The organism is Clostridium mucosae, from assembly GCF_024622765.1.
Taxonomy (GTDB): domain Bacteria; phylum Bacillota; class Clostridia; order Clostridiales; family Clostridiaceae; genus Clostridium.
Map to the genome: position 1 here is coordinate 100,501 of NZ_JANKAF010000001.1, position 16,242 is coordinate 116,742.

14 protein-coding genes are annotated in these 16,242 nt (G+C 25.9%); 12 read left to right on the forward strand and 2 right to left on the reverse strand.

The features are described 5' to 3' along the window. Positions 1–105: 105 nt before the first annotated feature. The 12 genes from NSA50_RS00500 to NSA50_RS00555 all read left to right on the forward strand — a co-directional run bounded on the left by NSA50_RS00500 (position 106) and on the right by NSA50_RS00555 (position 13,577). Entirely contained in the window at positions 106–1,398 is a 1,293-nt protein-coding gene (locus NSA50_RS00500; protein ID WP_257442193.1) for a TrkH family potassium uptake protein, read from the forward strand. A 12-nt stretch (positions 1,399–1,410) separates the two neighbouring features. Then, on the forward strand, positions 1,411–2,085 hold the full coding sequence (locus NSA50_RS00505; protein WP_195264128.1) for a potassium channel family protein: 675 nt from the start codon (positions 1,411–1,413) through the stop codon (positions 2,083–2,085). Positions 2,086–2,809: 724 nt separating this feature from the next. Next, positions 2,810–3,844, forward strand: coding sequence for a galactose ABC transporter substrate-binding protein (locus NSA50_RS00510; protein ID WP_257442194.1), 1,035 nt, complete (start codon positions 2,810–2,812; stop codon positions 3,842–3,844). A 6-nt stretch (positions 3,845–3,850) separates the two neighbouring features. Beyond that, positions 3,851–4,354: a substrate-binding domain-containing protein gene (locus tag NSA50_RS00515; RefSeq protein ID WP_257442196.1), complete on the forward strand. Its 504-nt coding sequence runs from the start codon at positions 3,851–3,853 to the stop codon at positions 4,352–4,354. Positions 4,355–4,426: 72 nt separating this feature from the next. Next, positions 4,427–4,564 carry a six-cysteine ranthipeptide SCIFF gene (gene scfA / locus NSA50_RS00520; RefSeq protein ID WP_016208429.1) on the forward strand — a complete coding sequence of 46 codons (138 nt, stop codon included), beginning with the start codon at positions 4,427–4,429 and terminating at the stop codon, positions 4,562–4,564. 72 nt (positions 4,565–4,636) lie between these two features. Beyond that, positions 4,637–5,992 (forward strand): thioether cross-link-forming SCIFF peptide maturase, encoded by a 1,356-nt coding sequence (scfB, locus tag NSA50_RS00525; RefSeq protein WP_257442202.1) that lies wholly within the window; start codon positions 4,637–4,639, stop codon positions 5,990–5,992. 90 nt (positions 5,993–6,082) lie between these two features. Further along, positions 6,083–7,300 (forward strand): M16 family metallopeptidase, encoded by a 1,218-nt coding sequence (locus NSA50_RS00530; RefSeq protein ID WP_257442204.1) that lies wholly within the window; start codon positions 6,083–6,085, stop codon positions 7,298–7,300. A gap of 28 nt (positions 7,301–7,328) precedes the next feature. After that, on the forward strand, positions 7,329–8,744 hold the full coding sequence (locus NSA50_RS00535; RefSeq protein WP_257442206.1) for an aminotransferase class I/II-fold pyridoxal phosphate-dependent enzyme: 1,416 nt from the start codon (positions 7,329–7,331) through the stop codon (positions 8,742–8,744). A 649-nt stretch (positions 8,745–9,393) separates the two neighbouring features. Continuing rightward, positions 9,394–11,250, forward strand: a complete 1,857-nt coding sequence (htpG, locus tag NSA50_RS00540; protein WP_257442208.1) for a molecular chaperone HtpG — start codon at positions 9,394–9,396, stop codon at positions 11,248–11,250. Between the two features lie 157 nt (positions 11,251–11,407). Continuing rightward, positions 11,408–12,250: a pyridoxamine kinase gene (locus tag NSA50_RS00545; protein ID WP_195264121.1), complete on the forward strand. Its 843-nt coding sequence runs from the start codon at positions 11,408–11,410 to the stop codon at positions 12,248–12,250. Then, the gene (locus NSA50_RS00550; RefSeq protein ID WP_195264120.1) at positions 12,234–12,752 is read left to right on the forward strand and encodes a TIGR04002 family protein; all 519 of its coding nucleotides are present in this window, start codon (positions 12,234–12,236) and stop codon (positions 12,750–12,752) included. Before NSA50_RS00545 ends, NSA50_RS00550 begins: the two co-directional genes overlap by 17 nt. A 27-nt stretch (positions 12,753–12,779) precedes the next feature. After that, positions 12,780–13,577: an endonuclease/exonuclease/phosphatase family protein gene (locus tag NSA50_RS00555; RefSeq protein WP_195264119.1), complete on the forward strand. Its 798-nt coding sequence runs from the start codon at positions 12,780–12,782 to the stop codon at positions 13,575–13,577. Between the two features lie 22 nt (positions 13,578–13,599). On the opposite strand, the gene NSA50_RS00560 is transcribed toward NSA50_RS00555, so the two are convergent. Beyond that, complete coding sequence (locus tag NSA50_RS00560; protein ID WP_257442209.1) at positions 13,600–14,310, reverse strand: ABC transporter ATP-binding protein; 711 nt, start codon at positions 14,308–14,310, stop codon at positions 13,600–13,602. Positions 14,311–14,322: 12 nt separating this feature from the next. Continuing rightward, positions 14,323–15,936, reverse strand: a complete 1,614-nt coding sequence (locus NSA50_RS00565; RefSeq protein ID WP_257442210.1) for a putative ABC exporter domain-containing protein — start codon at positions 15,934–15,936, stop codon at positions 14,323–14,325. Positions 15,937–16,242 lie beyond the last annotated feature (306 nt).

A 16,242-nucleotide genomic window follows, 5' to 3' on the forward strand; every position in this document is an offset into this window, starting at 1 on the left:
GTTTAATAAATAAGAATTAAAGATTAATCAGTAAGTTATTTCTATTCTAGAATATTAAAATAAGGAAATAATAATAAAAAGACATCACAAAGGAGTGAGCTTTATATGAAATTAATGAAGAAAGTAAAGCCAGGAAGAATTATAGTTTTAGGATTTTTATTAGTTATTGTTATAGGCGCAATTTTATTAATGCTACCAATATCCATAAATGATGGCGTTGAAGTTTCTTTTGTAGATGCTTTGTTTACTTCTACAAGTGCAGTTTGTGTGACAGGATTGATAGCTATAGATACCGCTGATACATTTACTGTTTTTGGACGAACTGTAGTAGCTTTATTGATACAAATAGGTGGATTGGGAGTTACATCTGTAGGTGTAGGATTTATTTTACTTATGGGAAAAAGGGTAGGTATTAAGGAAAGAACACTTATTAAGGAATCAATGAATTTAGATTCAATGAAGGGACTAGTAAGATTAGTTAAATCAATCCTATTAATGACGTTAACCTTTGAAACTATAGGGGTTATATTAAGTTATTTAGTTTTCTCAAGGGATTATAATCCATTAGATGCACTAGGGATAAGTATGTTCCATTCCATTGCAGCTTTTAACAACTCAGGGTTTGATATACTGGGAGGACTTCAAAATTTGATACCTTATCAAAATAATGTCTTATTAAATTTAACTACATGTGGATTAATTATTTTTGGAGGCTTAGGATTTTTGGTAACTAAAGAAATTTTAATGAAAAGATCTTTTAAAAAGTTTAGCTTACATACAAAAGTAGTAATTACTATGACAGCTATATTACTAGTAGTTGGAACGATATTATTAAAACTTACTGAGGATATCTCGTGGCTTGGAGCATTCTTTTTTAGTACTTCTGCAAGAACAGCAGGATTTAGTACTTACTCATTAAGTAGCTTTACAAATGCTGGATTATTTGTGTTAGTTATTTTAATGTTTATTGGTGCATCTCCAGGATCTACTGGTGGGGGGATAAAAACTACGACTATATTTACTTTATATAAAAGCATGTATAGTACATCTACTAATAAACATTGTATTGCATTTAAAAGAAAGATCCCTACTAGTGTAGTTTTTAAAGCTTTTAATATAACTATATTGGCATTATTTGTTGTTTGTATGGGAACATTTATATTAAGTATATTAGAGCCTAATTATACGTTTATGCAATTATTGTTTGAAGTAACTAGTGCTTTTGGTACAGTAGGATTATCAACAGGAATAACACCAAATCTTACTGATTTAAGTAAGATAATAATATCGATAATAATGTTTATTGGAAGACTTGGACCAATGACTATAGCTACAATTTGGTCTTTTAAAGAAGTATCAAATGCTTATTATTCAGAAGAAACAGTTATAATAGGATAGGAGAGAGGAAAAATGTTTAATCATAGACCAGAAATTGAGTTTGGAATAATTGGAATAGGTAGATTTGGTTTCGCCTTAGCAAAAACTTTAATAGAGGCAGGAAAGGAAGTTATAGTTCTAGATAATAACGAAAGTAAAATAAAGCAAATTAGATCTCTTACAGAAAATGCTTTTGTTGTTAATAATTTAGATAAGGAAACATTAGAAGAAACAGGTATTCAAAATTGTGAGACTGTATTTGTATGTATAGGTGAAAAGATAGACGTAAGTATTTTAACAACATTAAATGTAATAAACATGGGAGTAAAGAGAGTTATTTCAAAAGCAATAACATATGAGCAAGGATGTGTGCTAAAGAAAATTGGTGCCGAAATTGTATATCCTGAAAATGATATGGCAATTAGAATTGCAAATAGGTTATTAAATGAAGAGGCACTAGAATTTATTGAGCTAAATAATGATATTCATATAGAAGAATTAAGAGTTACATCCAAAATAGGTGGAAAATCAATATTAAAATCTAAAATAAGAAATGATTTTAATTTAAATATTATAGCTCTAGAAAGAGATGAAGAAACTATAATAGAAGTAGATCCTAATTATATTTTAAAAGAAAATGACTTAATTGTTGTTATAGGTAAAAAGAGCAATATAAGAAGATTAGAAGAGTATTTAAGCAATAAATAAAAATAAAAAATTACAAATAGAAGGTCTTATATAGGCCTTTTATTTTTTTATATCTTTAGTGAAATATAAAATTTTACTTGATATAAATTAAAGATAATAAAAAAGGAAGATCACATTTGATATGATAACACATTTTATAATAAGAAGAATAATAATTTAAATTAAAAAAGAGTGATTTGCCATAATCACCCTCCACAATAAGTTTGTGTTATATCTATTTTCACTCCACTTGGAAGTTACTTAAGACTATTTTTATATTAGCAATATATTACGAATAATTCAAGTTGTAATATTTACTATAAATTAAGTTATATGGGATATGAGTGCTTGATTTATAAAAACCATTTAATAAATATTTTTTAGATGAAAGATTTTTAATTTAATTAATGATTTATTAATAAACTAAAGTTTTAGTATATTAATTTATGAAAATAGTAAAATTAAAGGTATTTATTATGTGGTCTTTTTATACAAGTGGATGAAATAATAATTATATTTATATGCGATAAATTATTTAGATATTTTTATTAAAATGTTAAATCTTTATGCTACCTTATAGAGTATTAAAAATATGTTTATGATTAATACTAACTTTAGTAATTTAAGTTGAAAATAAAAGGAATATATAAATTTTAATTTTTAGAATTACAGGAGGTTATAGTAGAAGAAATAGATTTATATAAAGCTAATTTTATTAATAAATAAAGGTGATATGGAGGATACTATGAAAAAAATAAGTTTATTTAGTATTATAACAATTATGATAATGAATATATTAAGTTTCAATGCAAGTGCTAATACAATTAATATAAATCCTGTTAGAGCAGGGGTACTATTATATAAAGCAGATGATTATTACATTTCTGAAGTGAAGAATTATTTATTTAAAATAGAAAATGAAAATAAAGAAAAAATAGATTTTATATTTTTTGATGCTAATGGAAATCAAGAATTACAAAATAAGCAAATAGACGAGCTCATAGATATGAAAGTAGATTTAATACTATTAAATATTGTAGATATAAATCAATCAGATCCTATAATAAATAAAATTAGAGAAAATAATATTCCTGTAATATTTTTTAATAGAGAACCTTCATCACTAAATGGAATTAAGTCTTATAGTAAATCTTTATATATAGGAACAGAAGCTTGTGATTCAGGTAAAATTCAAGGAGAAATGATAATCAATGAACTGAAAAGTAGCAATATAAAAGATAGAAATGGAAATGGAACATTAGACTATGTATTATTACAAGGAGAAAAAGATAATATTGAAGCACAATTAAGAAGCGAATGTGTTATAAAGACAATAAATGAAAACGGAATTAAGACTAATGAAATAGCAACTGAATATTGTAATTGGCAACAAGGATGTGCTAAAAATAAAATTGAATCACTATTTTCAAGGTATGGAGATAATATTGAAGTGATAATTTCAAATAATGATGAAATGGCAATAGGAGCTATTTTAGCACTTCAAGAAAAAGGATATAATACAGGGGATCCAAATAAGTTTATATCAGTAGTAGGTGTAGATGGAACAGAAAAAGCAAGAAGAATGATAGAAAATGGATTTATGACAGGCACAGTTATACAAGATGCTGAAGGAATGGCTAAAGCACTTTATAGAATAGGATTAAACTTAGCTGAAGGAAAAGCACCATTGCAAGATACAGAATATAAATTCGATGTAACAGGTGTAGGAGTTAGAATTCCATATAATGGGTATATAGTGAGAAATTCACCTAATTCATAAAATTAAGTGTTATATTTAGATAATGTAGAAGCTCAATTAAGAAGTGAGTGTGTCATAAGATCCTTAAATGAAAATGGAATTAAAACTAATGAAATATCTTCAGAAGTATGCAACTGGGAAAAAGAATGTGCCAGAGAAAAGATTGAGTCATTATTTGATAAATATGGAGATAATATTGAAGTAATAATATCAAATAATGATGATATGGCAGTAGGAGCTGTTTTAGCACTTCAAGAAAAAGGATATAATCTAGGAGATCCAAATAAATTTATATCTGTAGTAGGTATAGGTGGAACAGAAGAAGTTAGGGAAATGATAAAAAAGGGATTTATGACAGGTACAGTTCTACAAGATGCTAAAGAAAAGGCAAAAGTTCTTTATAGAATAGCATTAAATTTAGCCGAAGGTAAAGAAGCATTACAAGATACAGATTATAAATTTGATGTAACGAGAGTAGGAGTTAGAATACCATATGATGGTTACATAATAAGAAATTCACCAAATTTGTGAAATTAATCTTTTATAAGTTAGTTTTTTATGTTATAATCGTTGGGTATTTTGGAAGAATGGGGGAGTATAATCATGAAACATATCAAGACAATCAATAAGACTAATATCAAAAACAGCTTAGTAAAACCAGGTTGTAAAGAATGTGCTAACTCATGTCAATCAGCTTGCAAAACTTCATGTACAGTTGCAAACTTAGAGTGTGAAAACTAATTAACAAGAAGCGGCAACAATTAAGTTGCTGCTTACTTTTTAGTTTTAGCAAAGCTTTTGGAGGGATGGAAAATGTCTTTAATACACAAATTTAAACAAGGTGATAATTATTTTGTATTAGATGTAAATACAGGAGCTGTTCATATAGTAGACGAGCTAGTATATGATTTAGTACATGATGATGGAATGAAGGATAAGGAAGAAACATTAAAGCTTTTATGCGATAAATATGATAGAGATACGATTATAGAAGCCTATGATGAAATAATGGAGCTTGTAAAAGATGGACTATTATATTCAGAAGATAAGTATGAGGATATAGCTCATGGCTCAATGGATGATAGGGATTATATAAAGGCAGTATGTCTAAATATAATTCATGGATGCAATTTAAGATGTAAATATTGCTTTGCAGATGAAGGCGAATATAATGGACATAAAGGTGTTATGTCTTTAGAAACAGCTAAAAAAGCAATAGATTATGTAGTAAAAAGAAGTGGTCCAAGAAGAAATATAGAAATAGATTTATTTGGTGGAGAACCAACTATGATTATGGATACTGTAAAAGAAATAATACAGTATGCTAGAGAAAACGAAAAAGAGTGGAAGAAAAATATAAGATTTACAATGACAACAAATGCTACTCTTTTAAACGATGATATGATGGATTTCATGGATAAAGAAATGGGAAATATCATACTTTCATTAGATGGTAGAAAATGTGTTAATGATAATGTAAGAATAAAAGTTGATGGAAGTGGTTCTTATGATGACATACTTCCAAATATCAAGAAAATGATTAAAAAGAGAACACCTGGTAAGATGTATTATGTTAGAGGAACATTTACAAGAGCCAATACTGATTTCTTTGAAGATGTAATGGCAATGGTAAATGAGGGATTTGATGAAGTTTCTATAGAACCAGTTGTACTAGAAAAGGGACATCATCTTGCATTAAGAGAAGAAGATTTACCAGAAATAATGAAAAACTATGATAAGCTATATGAAGATATGGTAAGAAGAAAAAGAGAAAAAAATGGAGAATACAACTTCTATCATTTTAATGTTGATTTAAATGGTGGACCATGTGTTTATAAGAGAATTTCAGGTTGTGGAGCAGGATTTGAATATGTTGCAATAACTCCACAGGGTGATGTTTATCCATGCCATCAATTTGTAGGAAAAGAAGAATTTAAACTTGGAAGTATATATGATGATACATACAACAAAGACCTTGGCAAAGAATTTAAAAAAGCTCATATATACAATAAACCTAAGTGCAGAGATTGCTGGGCAAGATTCTATTGTAGTGGAGGATGTCAAGCAAATAACTTTAGCTTCAATGGAGATATGAAAATACCTTATGAAGTTGGTTGCAAAATGCAAAAGAAGAGAATTGAATGTGCAATTGCTTTGAAGGCAGAATAATTTAAATATAAAAAGTTGGTATTTGATTATGTTCAAGTACCAACTTTTTATATTACAATGTTAATAAGAAAATAATTTTTGGAGGATAGGATGGAATTTATATTAAAAAATAATATAAAGCTTATATATACAAAAACTACATCTAATTTAACATCAATGTCTATATCAATAGATGCAGGTGCTTGTAAAGAAAAAGACTTATTAGGGCTTGCTCATGCAACTGAGCATATGGTTTACAAGGGTACTAAAAAAAGAACTGAAGAGCAAATAAATAGAGATTTAAGTAAAATTTTCGGATTTCAAAATGCTATGACAAACTTTCCATATGTTATATATTATGGAACCATGCTAAATGAGGATTTTGAAAAGGGAGTAGAACTCTTCTCTGATATAATTATAAATCCTATATTTTCTAATGATGGCTTTGAAGAAGAAATGAATGTAATAATGGAAGAATTAAGAGAATGGGATGAAGAATTAGAACAATATTGCGAGGATAAATTATTTTTTAATAGCTTTGAAGAAAGACGAATAAAATATCCAATCATAGGTACAAATGAAGATTTAGAAAAAATAAAATTAGAAGATATAAAACAATTTTATAAAGAAAATTATTTACCATATAAGACTTCTATAGCAGTAGTTTCTTCTTTAGAATTTGAAGAAGTCAAAAATATAGTTGAAAGATATTTTGAAAATTGGAGTACTGAGTATAATGAAAATGATAAAGAAAAAATAATTTACGATAAGACTAACTTTGGATTTTATAAAGAAATTAAAGAGGGAATTAATACTTGTAAAGTCCAAATTATTTTTCCTATAGATAGTTTAAGCTATAATGAGATAAAAGCATTAAGAATATTTAACGAATACTTTGGAGAAGGAGTTAATTCATTATTATTCGATATATTAAGAACGAAAAATGGACTTGTATATGATATTTTAACCAAAATTTCTTATGAAAAGTATATAAAGCTATATAAAATAACTTACAGTACTTCAAAAGAGAATTTAAATAAATCAATGGAGTTAATTAATAGTTGCATAGACAAAATTGAAAGATTTAAAGAAGATATAAGTGATGATGATATACTAGATTTTATAAAATCAATGAAACTAAAAAGATGGTTTAGAGAAGAGCAAAATATAATTTTAGCCAAAGAATTATCAACATATAGCACAATGTTTGGCGACTATAAAATATATTCAGAAGAATTTAATAATCTTGAAGTTATAGACAAAGAATATATTTCAGATGTGGCTAAAAAAGTATTGAATAATAAATCTATACAAATAGTGAGTAACTAAGTTAAATATAACTAAAAGGGAGATATTTATGAATAAAGCACCTCTATTAGAAGAATTATTAAAATATCATGAAGAAGAAAATTTGATTTTATCAATGCCAGGAAATAAAAGTGGTAAAGCATTTTTAAGAGATTCACTAGGACGAAAATTTAAGGAATCTTTAGGAGCATTAGATATAACTGAAGTCGATCCTTTAGATAATTTACATTGCCCAGAAGGAGTAATAAAAGAAGCGGAGGAGCTTTTAGCGAAAACTTACAATGTGAAAAAAGCATATTTTCTTGTAAATGGAAGTTCATCTGGAAATTTAGCTTCAATATTTTCAGCTTTTAACGAAGGTGATGAAGTATTAGTAGAAAGAAATTGCCATAAATCAATTTATAATGGTCTTATTTTAAGAAAACTTAAAGTAATTTATATAGATGCTGTAATAGATGAAGAAATAGGAATATTTTTGCCACCTAGCGAAAAAGAAATAAATGAAGCTTTAAATAAAGCAAGTAATCCAAAAGGAATAATAATTACAAGTCCTAATTATTTTGGAGTATCTTATGATATAGAAAATAAAATTAATGAGTTAAAAGAAAAAGGTATAAAAGTAATAATTGATAGTGCTCATGGAGCTCATTTTGGAATAAGCAAAGAATTGCCTAAATCTCTAGCTAAATTAGGAGATTATGTAGTTCTAAGTGCTCATAAAACATTGCCGAGTTTAACGCAAGGTGCATATTTATTAGTAAATGATAATGAAGAAAAAAATATTGATTTTTATATAAAAGCTTTTATGACTACATCCCCATCATATCTAATAATGGCTTCATTAGATTATGCTAGATATTATCTAGATAACTATGGAGAATATGATTACGGTAATTTAATAGAAAGAGCAGAAAAGTGGAAAGAAAAAATAAATTCATTAAATAAAGTTAAAATTATAGATGATAGAGATTTAGCAGATAACTATACAATAGATAGAAGTAGATATTTAATTATTTTAAATAAAGGATATAGTGGACATAAGCTATTAAATTATCTAAGAGATAATAAGATTCAAGCTGAAATGAGTTTTTCACAAGGAGTAGTTTTAATTTTATCTCCTTCAAATATAGAAGAGGACTTTGGAAAATTATACTTATCTATTGCGAATTTAGATATAAGTTTATTAAAGACTGATGAAAAAAATACAATCTTTCCACACATATCACCTGTTAAGGTATTAGAACCATATGAGATTTTTAGCTTAAATAGTGTGGATATAAATATAGAAGATTCTTTAGAAAGAATAGCTAAAGAGGCTATAATTCCATATCCTCCAGGTATTCCTTTAATTTGTGCAGGTGAGAAAATTACTAAAGAAGCTATTGATATAATTAAAGAGTATTTTGATAATAGATTAAAAGTAATTGGGGTGCATTATAATACTATTAAGGTAATTGAAAAATAATACTTAATATATTAAAAACAGTAGGAATTAATATTTTCCTACTGCTTTTTAGATTATAATAAAATACACGTTAATAAAGAAATTATTCCTGCTAAACAAATTGAAATACTGCTACCTTCAATATTTCTAAAGTTAATAGTATTGTCAAGTGCATTTTTTATGTTAGAAGTTTTAAATATTGGTTTTAAAATAGATATGATACCAAATACTAAAAGGGATACCCCTAAGATTAAAATATAATTAATTAAAGGAAAACTAAAAGTCTTTTCGAGATAAAAAGATAGTATGGATACGATAAATATCCAAGATAAAGTATTTAGAATGATCTTTTTCAAAATAAACCCTTCTTTACAAATTAATAGATAATTCATTATATTAATATTATATAGTTCTTAGGAATTAATTTACAATATATTTTTATATATAAATTGAAATACTATATATTTACGTGATTCTTAATAGGAATATTAAATATATTAAATGAAAATCAAAGAAAGTTAAAGATAAAGCAAGTGTTGTTATAAAAAATTGATTTTTATTCAATTAATTATTAATATAGATATTTTAGTAACTAAAACAAGCTTTAGTAAATATTGACATAATAATGTCTTTTAAATAAAATATTTATGGTAAAGAGGAGGGATTGTTAATGGAGAAAAATAAAGGAAATATTTCAATACATACAGAAAATATTTTTCCAATTATAAAAAAATGGTTATATTCTGATAAAGATATTTTTATTAGAGAACTTATTAGTAATGGATGCGATGCTATAAGTAAATATAAAAGATTAGTTTCCTTAGGGGAGGCTAAGGGAAATGATAATGAAAAATATAGGGTTACAGTTTCATTAAATAAAGAAAATAAAACTTTAAAGTTTATTGATAATGGAATTGGAATGACTGAAGATGAAGTTAAAAAGTATATAAATCAAGTTGCATTTTCAGGTGCCGAGGATTTTATAGAAAAATATAAGGATAAAATGGAAGATGGAAAAGATATAATAGGGCACTTTGGCCTAGGTTTCTACTCTGCTTTCATGGTCGCAAAAAGAGTTCAAATAGATACTTTATCTTATTTGGAAGGATCAGAAGCAGTAACTTGGATTTGCGACGGTGGTACAGAATATGAAATATCTCCATCTGAAAATAGAAAAGAAAGAGGAACAACAATAACTCTTTTTGTTGATGACGATAGTAATGAATTTTTAGAATTATATAAGGTTAGAGAAATAATAGAAAAGTATTGTTCTTTCTTACCTATAGAAATATATTTAGAGGAAGATGGAAAAGAAGTTAAAGAAGAGGATAGTAAGCCTTTAAACGACACAACTCCATTATGGATGAAATCTCCAAAGGATTGCACTGATGAAGAATATAAAGAATTTTATAAAAAGGTATTTTCAGACTTTAATGATCCACTATTTTGGATTCATTTAAACGTAGACTATCCATTTAATTTAAAAGGAATATTATATTTTCCTAAGTTAAAGCATGAACTTGAGGCTACTGAAGGACAAGTAAAACTATATAATAATCAAGTTTTTGTTGCCAATAATATTAAAGAAGTTATACCAGATTTCTTACTATTATTAAAGGGTACAATAGATTGTCCAGATTTACCTTTAAATGTTTCAAGAAGTTTCCTTCAAAAGGATAAAGATGTTATAAAGATATCTAAGCATATAGTTAAGAAGGTAGCAGATAAATTAGTTGGACTATATAAAAATGAAAGAGAAAGCTTTGATAACTTCTGGAAGGATATTCAAATATTTATTAAGTATGGTTGTCTAAGGGATGAAAGCTTCTATGATAAAATAAAGGATATTATTATTTTTAGAAGATTAAATGGTGGTTATATAACTTTAAAGGAATATTTAGAAAATAATAAAGATAAACATGAAAATAAAGTCTTTTATGTAACAGATGAAAAACAACAATCACAATATATCAAAATGTTTAAGGAAGCAGATTTAGATGCTGTAGTTTTAGATTGCTCAATAGATAATCATTTTATTAGCTTTTTAGAGTCAAAAGAAAATGGAGTTACATTTACTAGAATAGACTCTGATATTTCTGAAATACTTAAAAATAGTGAAAGTGAAGATTCAAAAGAATTAAATACCAAGATAGAAGAATTATTTAAAGAAGCAACTTCTAATAAAGTAAATAATATTAAGGTTGAAAGCTTAAAAAATTCAGCAACTCCTGCTATGATATTAGTTTCAGAGCAATCAAGAAGAATGGCAGAGATGAGCAAAATGTTTGGTGGAATGGAAATGCCAAATATGTTTATGGAAGAAAAAACTTTAGTTATAAACAATAATAACTCAATAATTAAAAAGTTGGTAGATACAGATTCTGAAAGTAAAAAGGATGACATTAATTTAATATGTCAATATATTTTAGATTTAGCTTTAATAGCTAATAAAGAATTAAATGCTGAAGAAATGAATGACTTCATTAATAGAAGTAATGAGTTATTAAATAAAGTAATAGAGTTATAGTAGTACGCAAAAATAAAGATTAATAATAAAAAAATAGAACTATTTAATATTAATAGTTCTATTTTTTATTAATTGAATATTGTATCGGTACAATGGACAAAATGCAAATCTTGGATTATTATAAAATAAATAATTTAATTAAAAAGCAGGTGCACTTATGAATGAGGTTAAAAAAGTAGCTACAATAAATGATTTATCTGGAATAGGAAGATGTTCATTAACCGCAGCACTTCCCATATTATCAGCTTTAGGAGTACAATGTTGTCCATTTCCTACAGCTATACTTTCTTCTCAAACAGAATTTGATAAATTTTCATTTTTAGATATAACTAACGAAATGAATACTTACAAAAAAATTTGGAAAGAACTTAATATAAAATTTGATTGTATATATAGTGGTTTTTTAGGTTCTGAAAAGCAAATTGACATAGTTTTAGATTTTGTATTAGATAATAAAGATTCTTTAGTTGTTATAGATCCGGTTATGGGGGATAATGGGATACTTTATGATACTTTTACAGAAAATATGTGCAATAAAATGAAAGAACTTATTTCTATTGCAAGTATAGTAACCCCAAATTTAACAGAAGCTTGTATATTAACAGGGGAAGAATATAAAAAGCACGATATAAGTGATGAAAAAGTTATGAGAATTGCTAAAAAACTGGCACAATTAGGACCTACAAAGATCATTATTACTGGAATAATAAGAAAAAGTGAAATTTATAACTTTGCTTACGATAAAGAAAAAGATGAATTTTTTATAGTAAAATCAGTTTTTAATAATGAATCATATAGCGGGACAGGAGATATTTTTACTTCAATTATTATAGGATTATTATTAAATAATCATGATTTAAATTTTGCAATTAAAAATGCAACTAATTTTATTTATGAAGCAATTAAATATACATCTAAATTTAAAACTAATCCAAAAGAAGGAATAATGTTTGAAGTATTTTTGAAGGAGCTGATTTTGATAAATGAAAACAAGTATTAAAACGAGAAATCTAGTTTTAGCAGCATTATTTGCAGCATTTATATGTGTTACAATTGTATTTGTTCATATTCCTACAGGATTTAATGGCGGATATATACATTTAGGAGATACATTTATATATCTTGCAGCAGTACTTTTACCTACTCCATATGCAATGCTTGCAGCAGGTATAGGAGCTGGACTTTCAGATGCATTAACTGGTGGAATGATATGGGTATTGCCTACAATAATAATTAAACCAATTATGGTATTATTTTTTACTTCTAAAGAAGATAATATAATATGTAAGAAAAATATATTAGCCGTATTTATAGCAGGTATAGTAGGCTGGTTTGGATATTATTTAGCTGGAGCTGTTATATCTGGTAACTTTATAGCTCCACTTGCAACTTTCTTTATAGATATAATACAACCTATAGGAAGTGGTATAATATTTTTAATAGCTGGCTATTCTTTAGATAGGGTGAAAATTAGGCAAAGATTATCTATAGAAGTGAAATAACTTTAGAATATAGCGTGAGGTAGAAGTATGAAGGTTATGACCTTTAACTTAAGAACAGATTTCTTATTAGATATAAATAATAGATGGAATAAAAGAAAAGAAATTGTTTATGATATCATAAATAATAATGATTGCGATATAATAGGAGTTCAGGAGCTAAATAATAAAATGTTTAAGGATATTTCAAAAGAAGTTTCAGGATATAATATCATTGGTAGTCCTAGAAGTCTTAAATATTTTATAGAGAGAAATGATATTTTAGTTTCTAAGAAACATAAAGTATTAGAACATAATACATTTTGGCTTTCAGAAGATCCTGAAAAAATAGGAAGTGCTATTTGGTATTCTGTTTATCCAAGAATATGTACAACTGCCTTAATAAAATTAAATGATGGAAATATAGTTAGAGTATATAATACTCATTTAGATTTTTTGCTATCGAAGGCTAGAGAATATGGACTTAAAAAAATAGGTGAGTATATGGATAAGCAGCATGAAAAAGACAATTATCCAGCTATATTGATGGGAGATTTTAATGCAAGTCCTACAAGCAAAGCTATAAAAAATTTATCAGAAGGTAAATATAGTAGTAAAAAATTTATTGCAGTACAAGATCATAAAAAAGAAATTTATAATATGTCAACTATGAGTAAGTTTAAAGGAAATAAAAAAGGTCTTCATATAGATTATATATTTGTAACAGAAGAGTTTAAAGTTTTAGATACTGAAATATTGGATTATAATAAGAGTGGAAAATATCCTTCAGATCATTATCCTATGATTGCAAAACTTGATATAAATAAAAATGCTAATACTTTAAAATAGAGTATTAGCATTTTTATTTTAATTAAGCATTATCAATTATTTTAAAGAATAAATCTTCTATAGTGCCTAGTTCGTTATATTTTTCCTTTAGATATTCTTTGTTACCAGAATCTACTATTTTGCCTTCCTTCATTAAAATCATTGTGTCACTGATTTCTTCCATTGAGGCTAGGATATGAGTACTAACTAGTATAGTTTTTCCAAGAGACTTTATTTTTGATAATATTTCTCTAAATTCCTTTATTCCATTTGGGTCTAAGCCTACAAAAGGTTCATCAATTAAAATTATATTTGGATCATGAATTAGGGCCATTATAATAGAGACCTTTTGCTTCATACCTTTAGATAAGTCCTTAGCAAGGGAATCTTTTTTATTGGTTAAGTTGAAAGCATTCATTAACTCCTCAGCTTTACTTGTCCAATCTTTAACTTTATAAGCTAAGGCTATGAATTTAAAGTGTTCCCAAACTGTTAATAAATTATATAAATCAGGGGTCTCAGGTATGTAGGATAAATTTTCTCTTATAGTTCTATCCTTTGTAGATTTTCCATCTATTAAAATATCACCTGAATCTTTTCTTAATAAAGAAAGTATGCATTTTAATGTGGTAGTTTTACCAGCACCGTTAGGTCCACATAATATAGATATTTCACCAGTATTTAATTTGAATGATATATTATCAATTGCCTTATTTTTTTTAAATGATTTAGATAAATTTTTTACTTCTAACATAATTTCCTCCAATTAATATTCTATAAAATCAAATATTTTATTACATAATAACATTAGTAAACTTATATAAATTCCAACAATTACAGTGAGTACTGCAAAAGATATATAAGAGTTTTTAGTTATAGCATAAGTAACTACAGTTGCAACAAATGGAATCATAATAATTATCATTAATACAAAAGTTGCAAGCATTCCTGGGCCAGATTCATTATCTTTTGGCATAAGGAGTATTATAATTAAGTTAAGTAACTTTACTACTAGTGATAATGCTAGAGTCATTAAGTAGCATCCAATCCCGAGTATTAAGAATTTGTAATCTAAAATAATTGAAGGAATAAGCATTATACTAATTCTAATGAGTAATATTAATAGCTCATCCAAAACAGTTGAAAGAATTTTGTTTATTGGTTTTCCTGGGATAAGATAAATATATACATTTTTTAGTTCTCTAGATAATTCAGAAAAATTAGATAAAATAAGAACTATATAAACTGTACCAATTGAAATCACTAGTAATGAAATTAATTGATGTCCTTTTAAAGTAACATATCCACCTATGAGTCCAATGATAATATTAACTAAGAATAATAAATATTTTTTTATAGGAGTTTGTTTTCTCTTTCTAATAACTGAAGCTTTCCAGTATAAAGAAAGAACTCCCCATCTTTCCTTAGCACTACTATTTAAATTAACTTTTTTCATTTCCTTTTCCATTTGTGAATGAACATCTCTCTTATTATTTTTCAATTGTTTTAATTTTTCATTTTGTGTAGATACCTTTTCAGCTATTTCTTCATAATATTCAATATTAAGAGTTATAAATAAGAAACAATTAATAATAACTAATGACAATAAATATAATATATCAAATATTGGAGGGGTAATTGTTTCTGTTAAAAGTAAAGATATAAATCTTACTATAGATGAAATTATAGGTAATTTGACAATAAAGCTATTAAAAATAGACAAGGATAATTCAGTAAAGTTAAAATTTAAACTCCAAAACTTATATAAATAAAATAAAAATATTAGACATGCTATACCTTGTAATAAGTAAGAAATAAGCTTTAAGATTTTTACTATGCCTGTCTTAATTTTTATTGCAAAAAATAAATAAGATAAAGAAATAAAAAATAAGAATATAAAGAAAAAGCCTAAAGCTATTGGAAATAGCCCTATTAATGATATATCAGTAGATGCTAGGATCATTAGTATAATAAAAATAAAGGTTAAAAAGAAGCTTGCAACACCTTTTATTGCACTACGAACCATTGAATAAAATAATATTAATCGATTATTTATAGGCGAAGGAAATAAATAGCTAATATCTGAAATTGAGAAATTACTTGGAGCATAATCATTTAAATAGTTTGCTAATACAAATAGTATAAAAACTAATGATATTATAGCTATAATTCCTAAAGTAGCTTGTTGCATTTCTGGTGATACAGAAGCTTTAGCTTCATTTTTAAATATTGCAACTATAAATGATGAAAAGCAAAGTCCAAAGAATATGATTATGGAAAATAATTTCTTTAAGAATAGAATGGGATTATGAAAAATTTGAAAAAAGAAATTTTTGATTTTTAAAAGGTCTAAATATACTAAAACTTTTAAATCGTTCATTTGAAACACCTCCACAAGTTATTTGTTAAATTATAGCAAAAAAATATAATTTAGACAATAAATGCGTATATTATTTATATAAATTAAAAAAACAGGATATAATAACAAAAATAAGATATATGAAGGAAGTAAATTATCGAATTTTTATTAGACAATGAGTGAAATATTCTAATTTTATATTTAGAATATTATAAATTATATTTACATTAAATATTTATTAAAAAGTTCAAAAATAATACACTAAAATGCGAATGAAAAAAGTGTTGACTAAAATAATATTCGCATTATATACTTTTGATATGATGT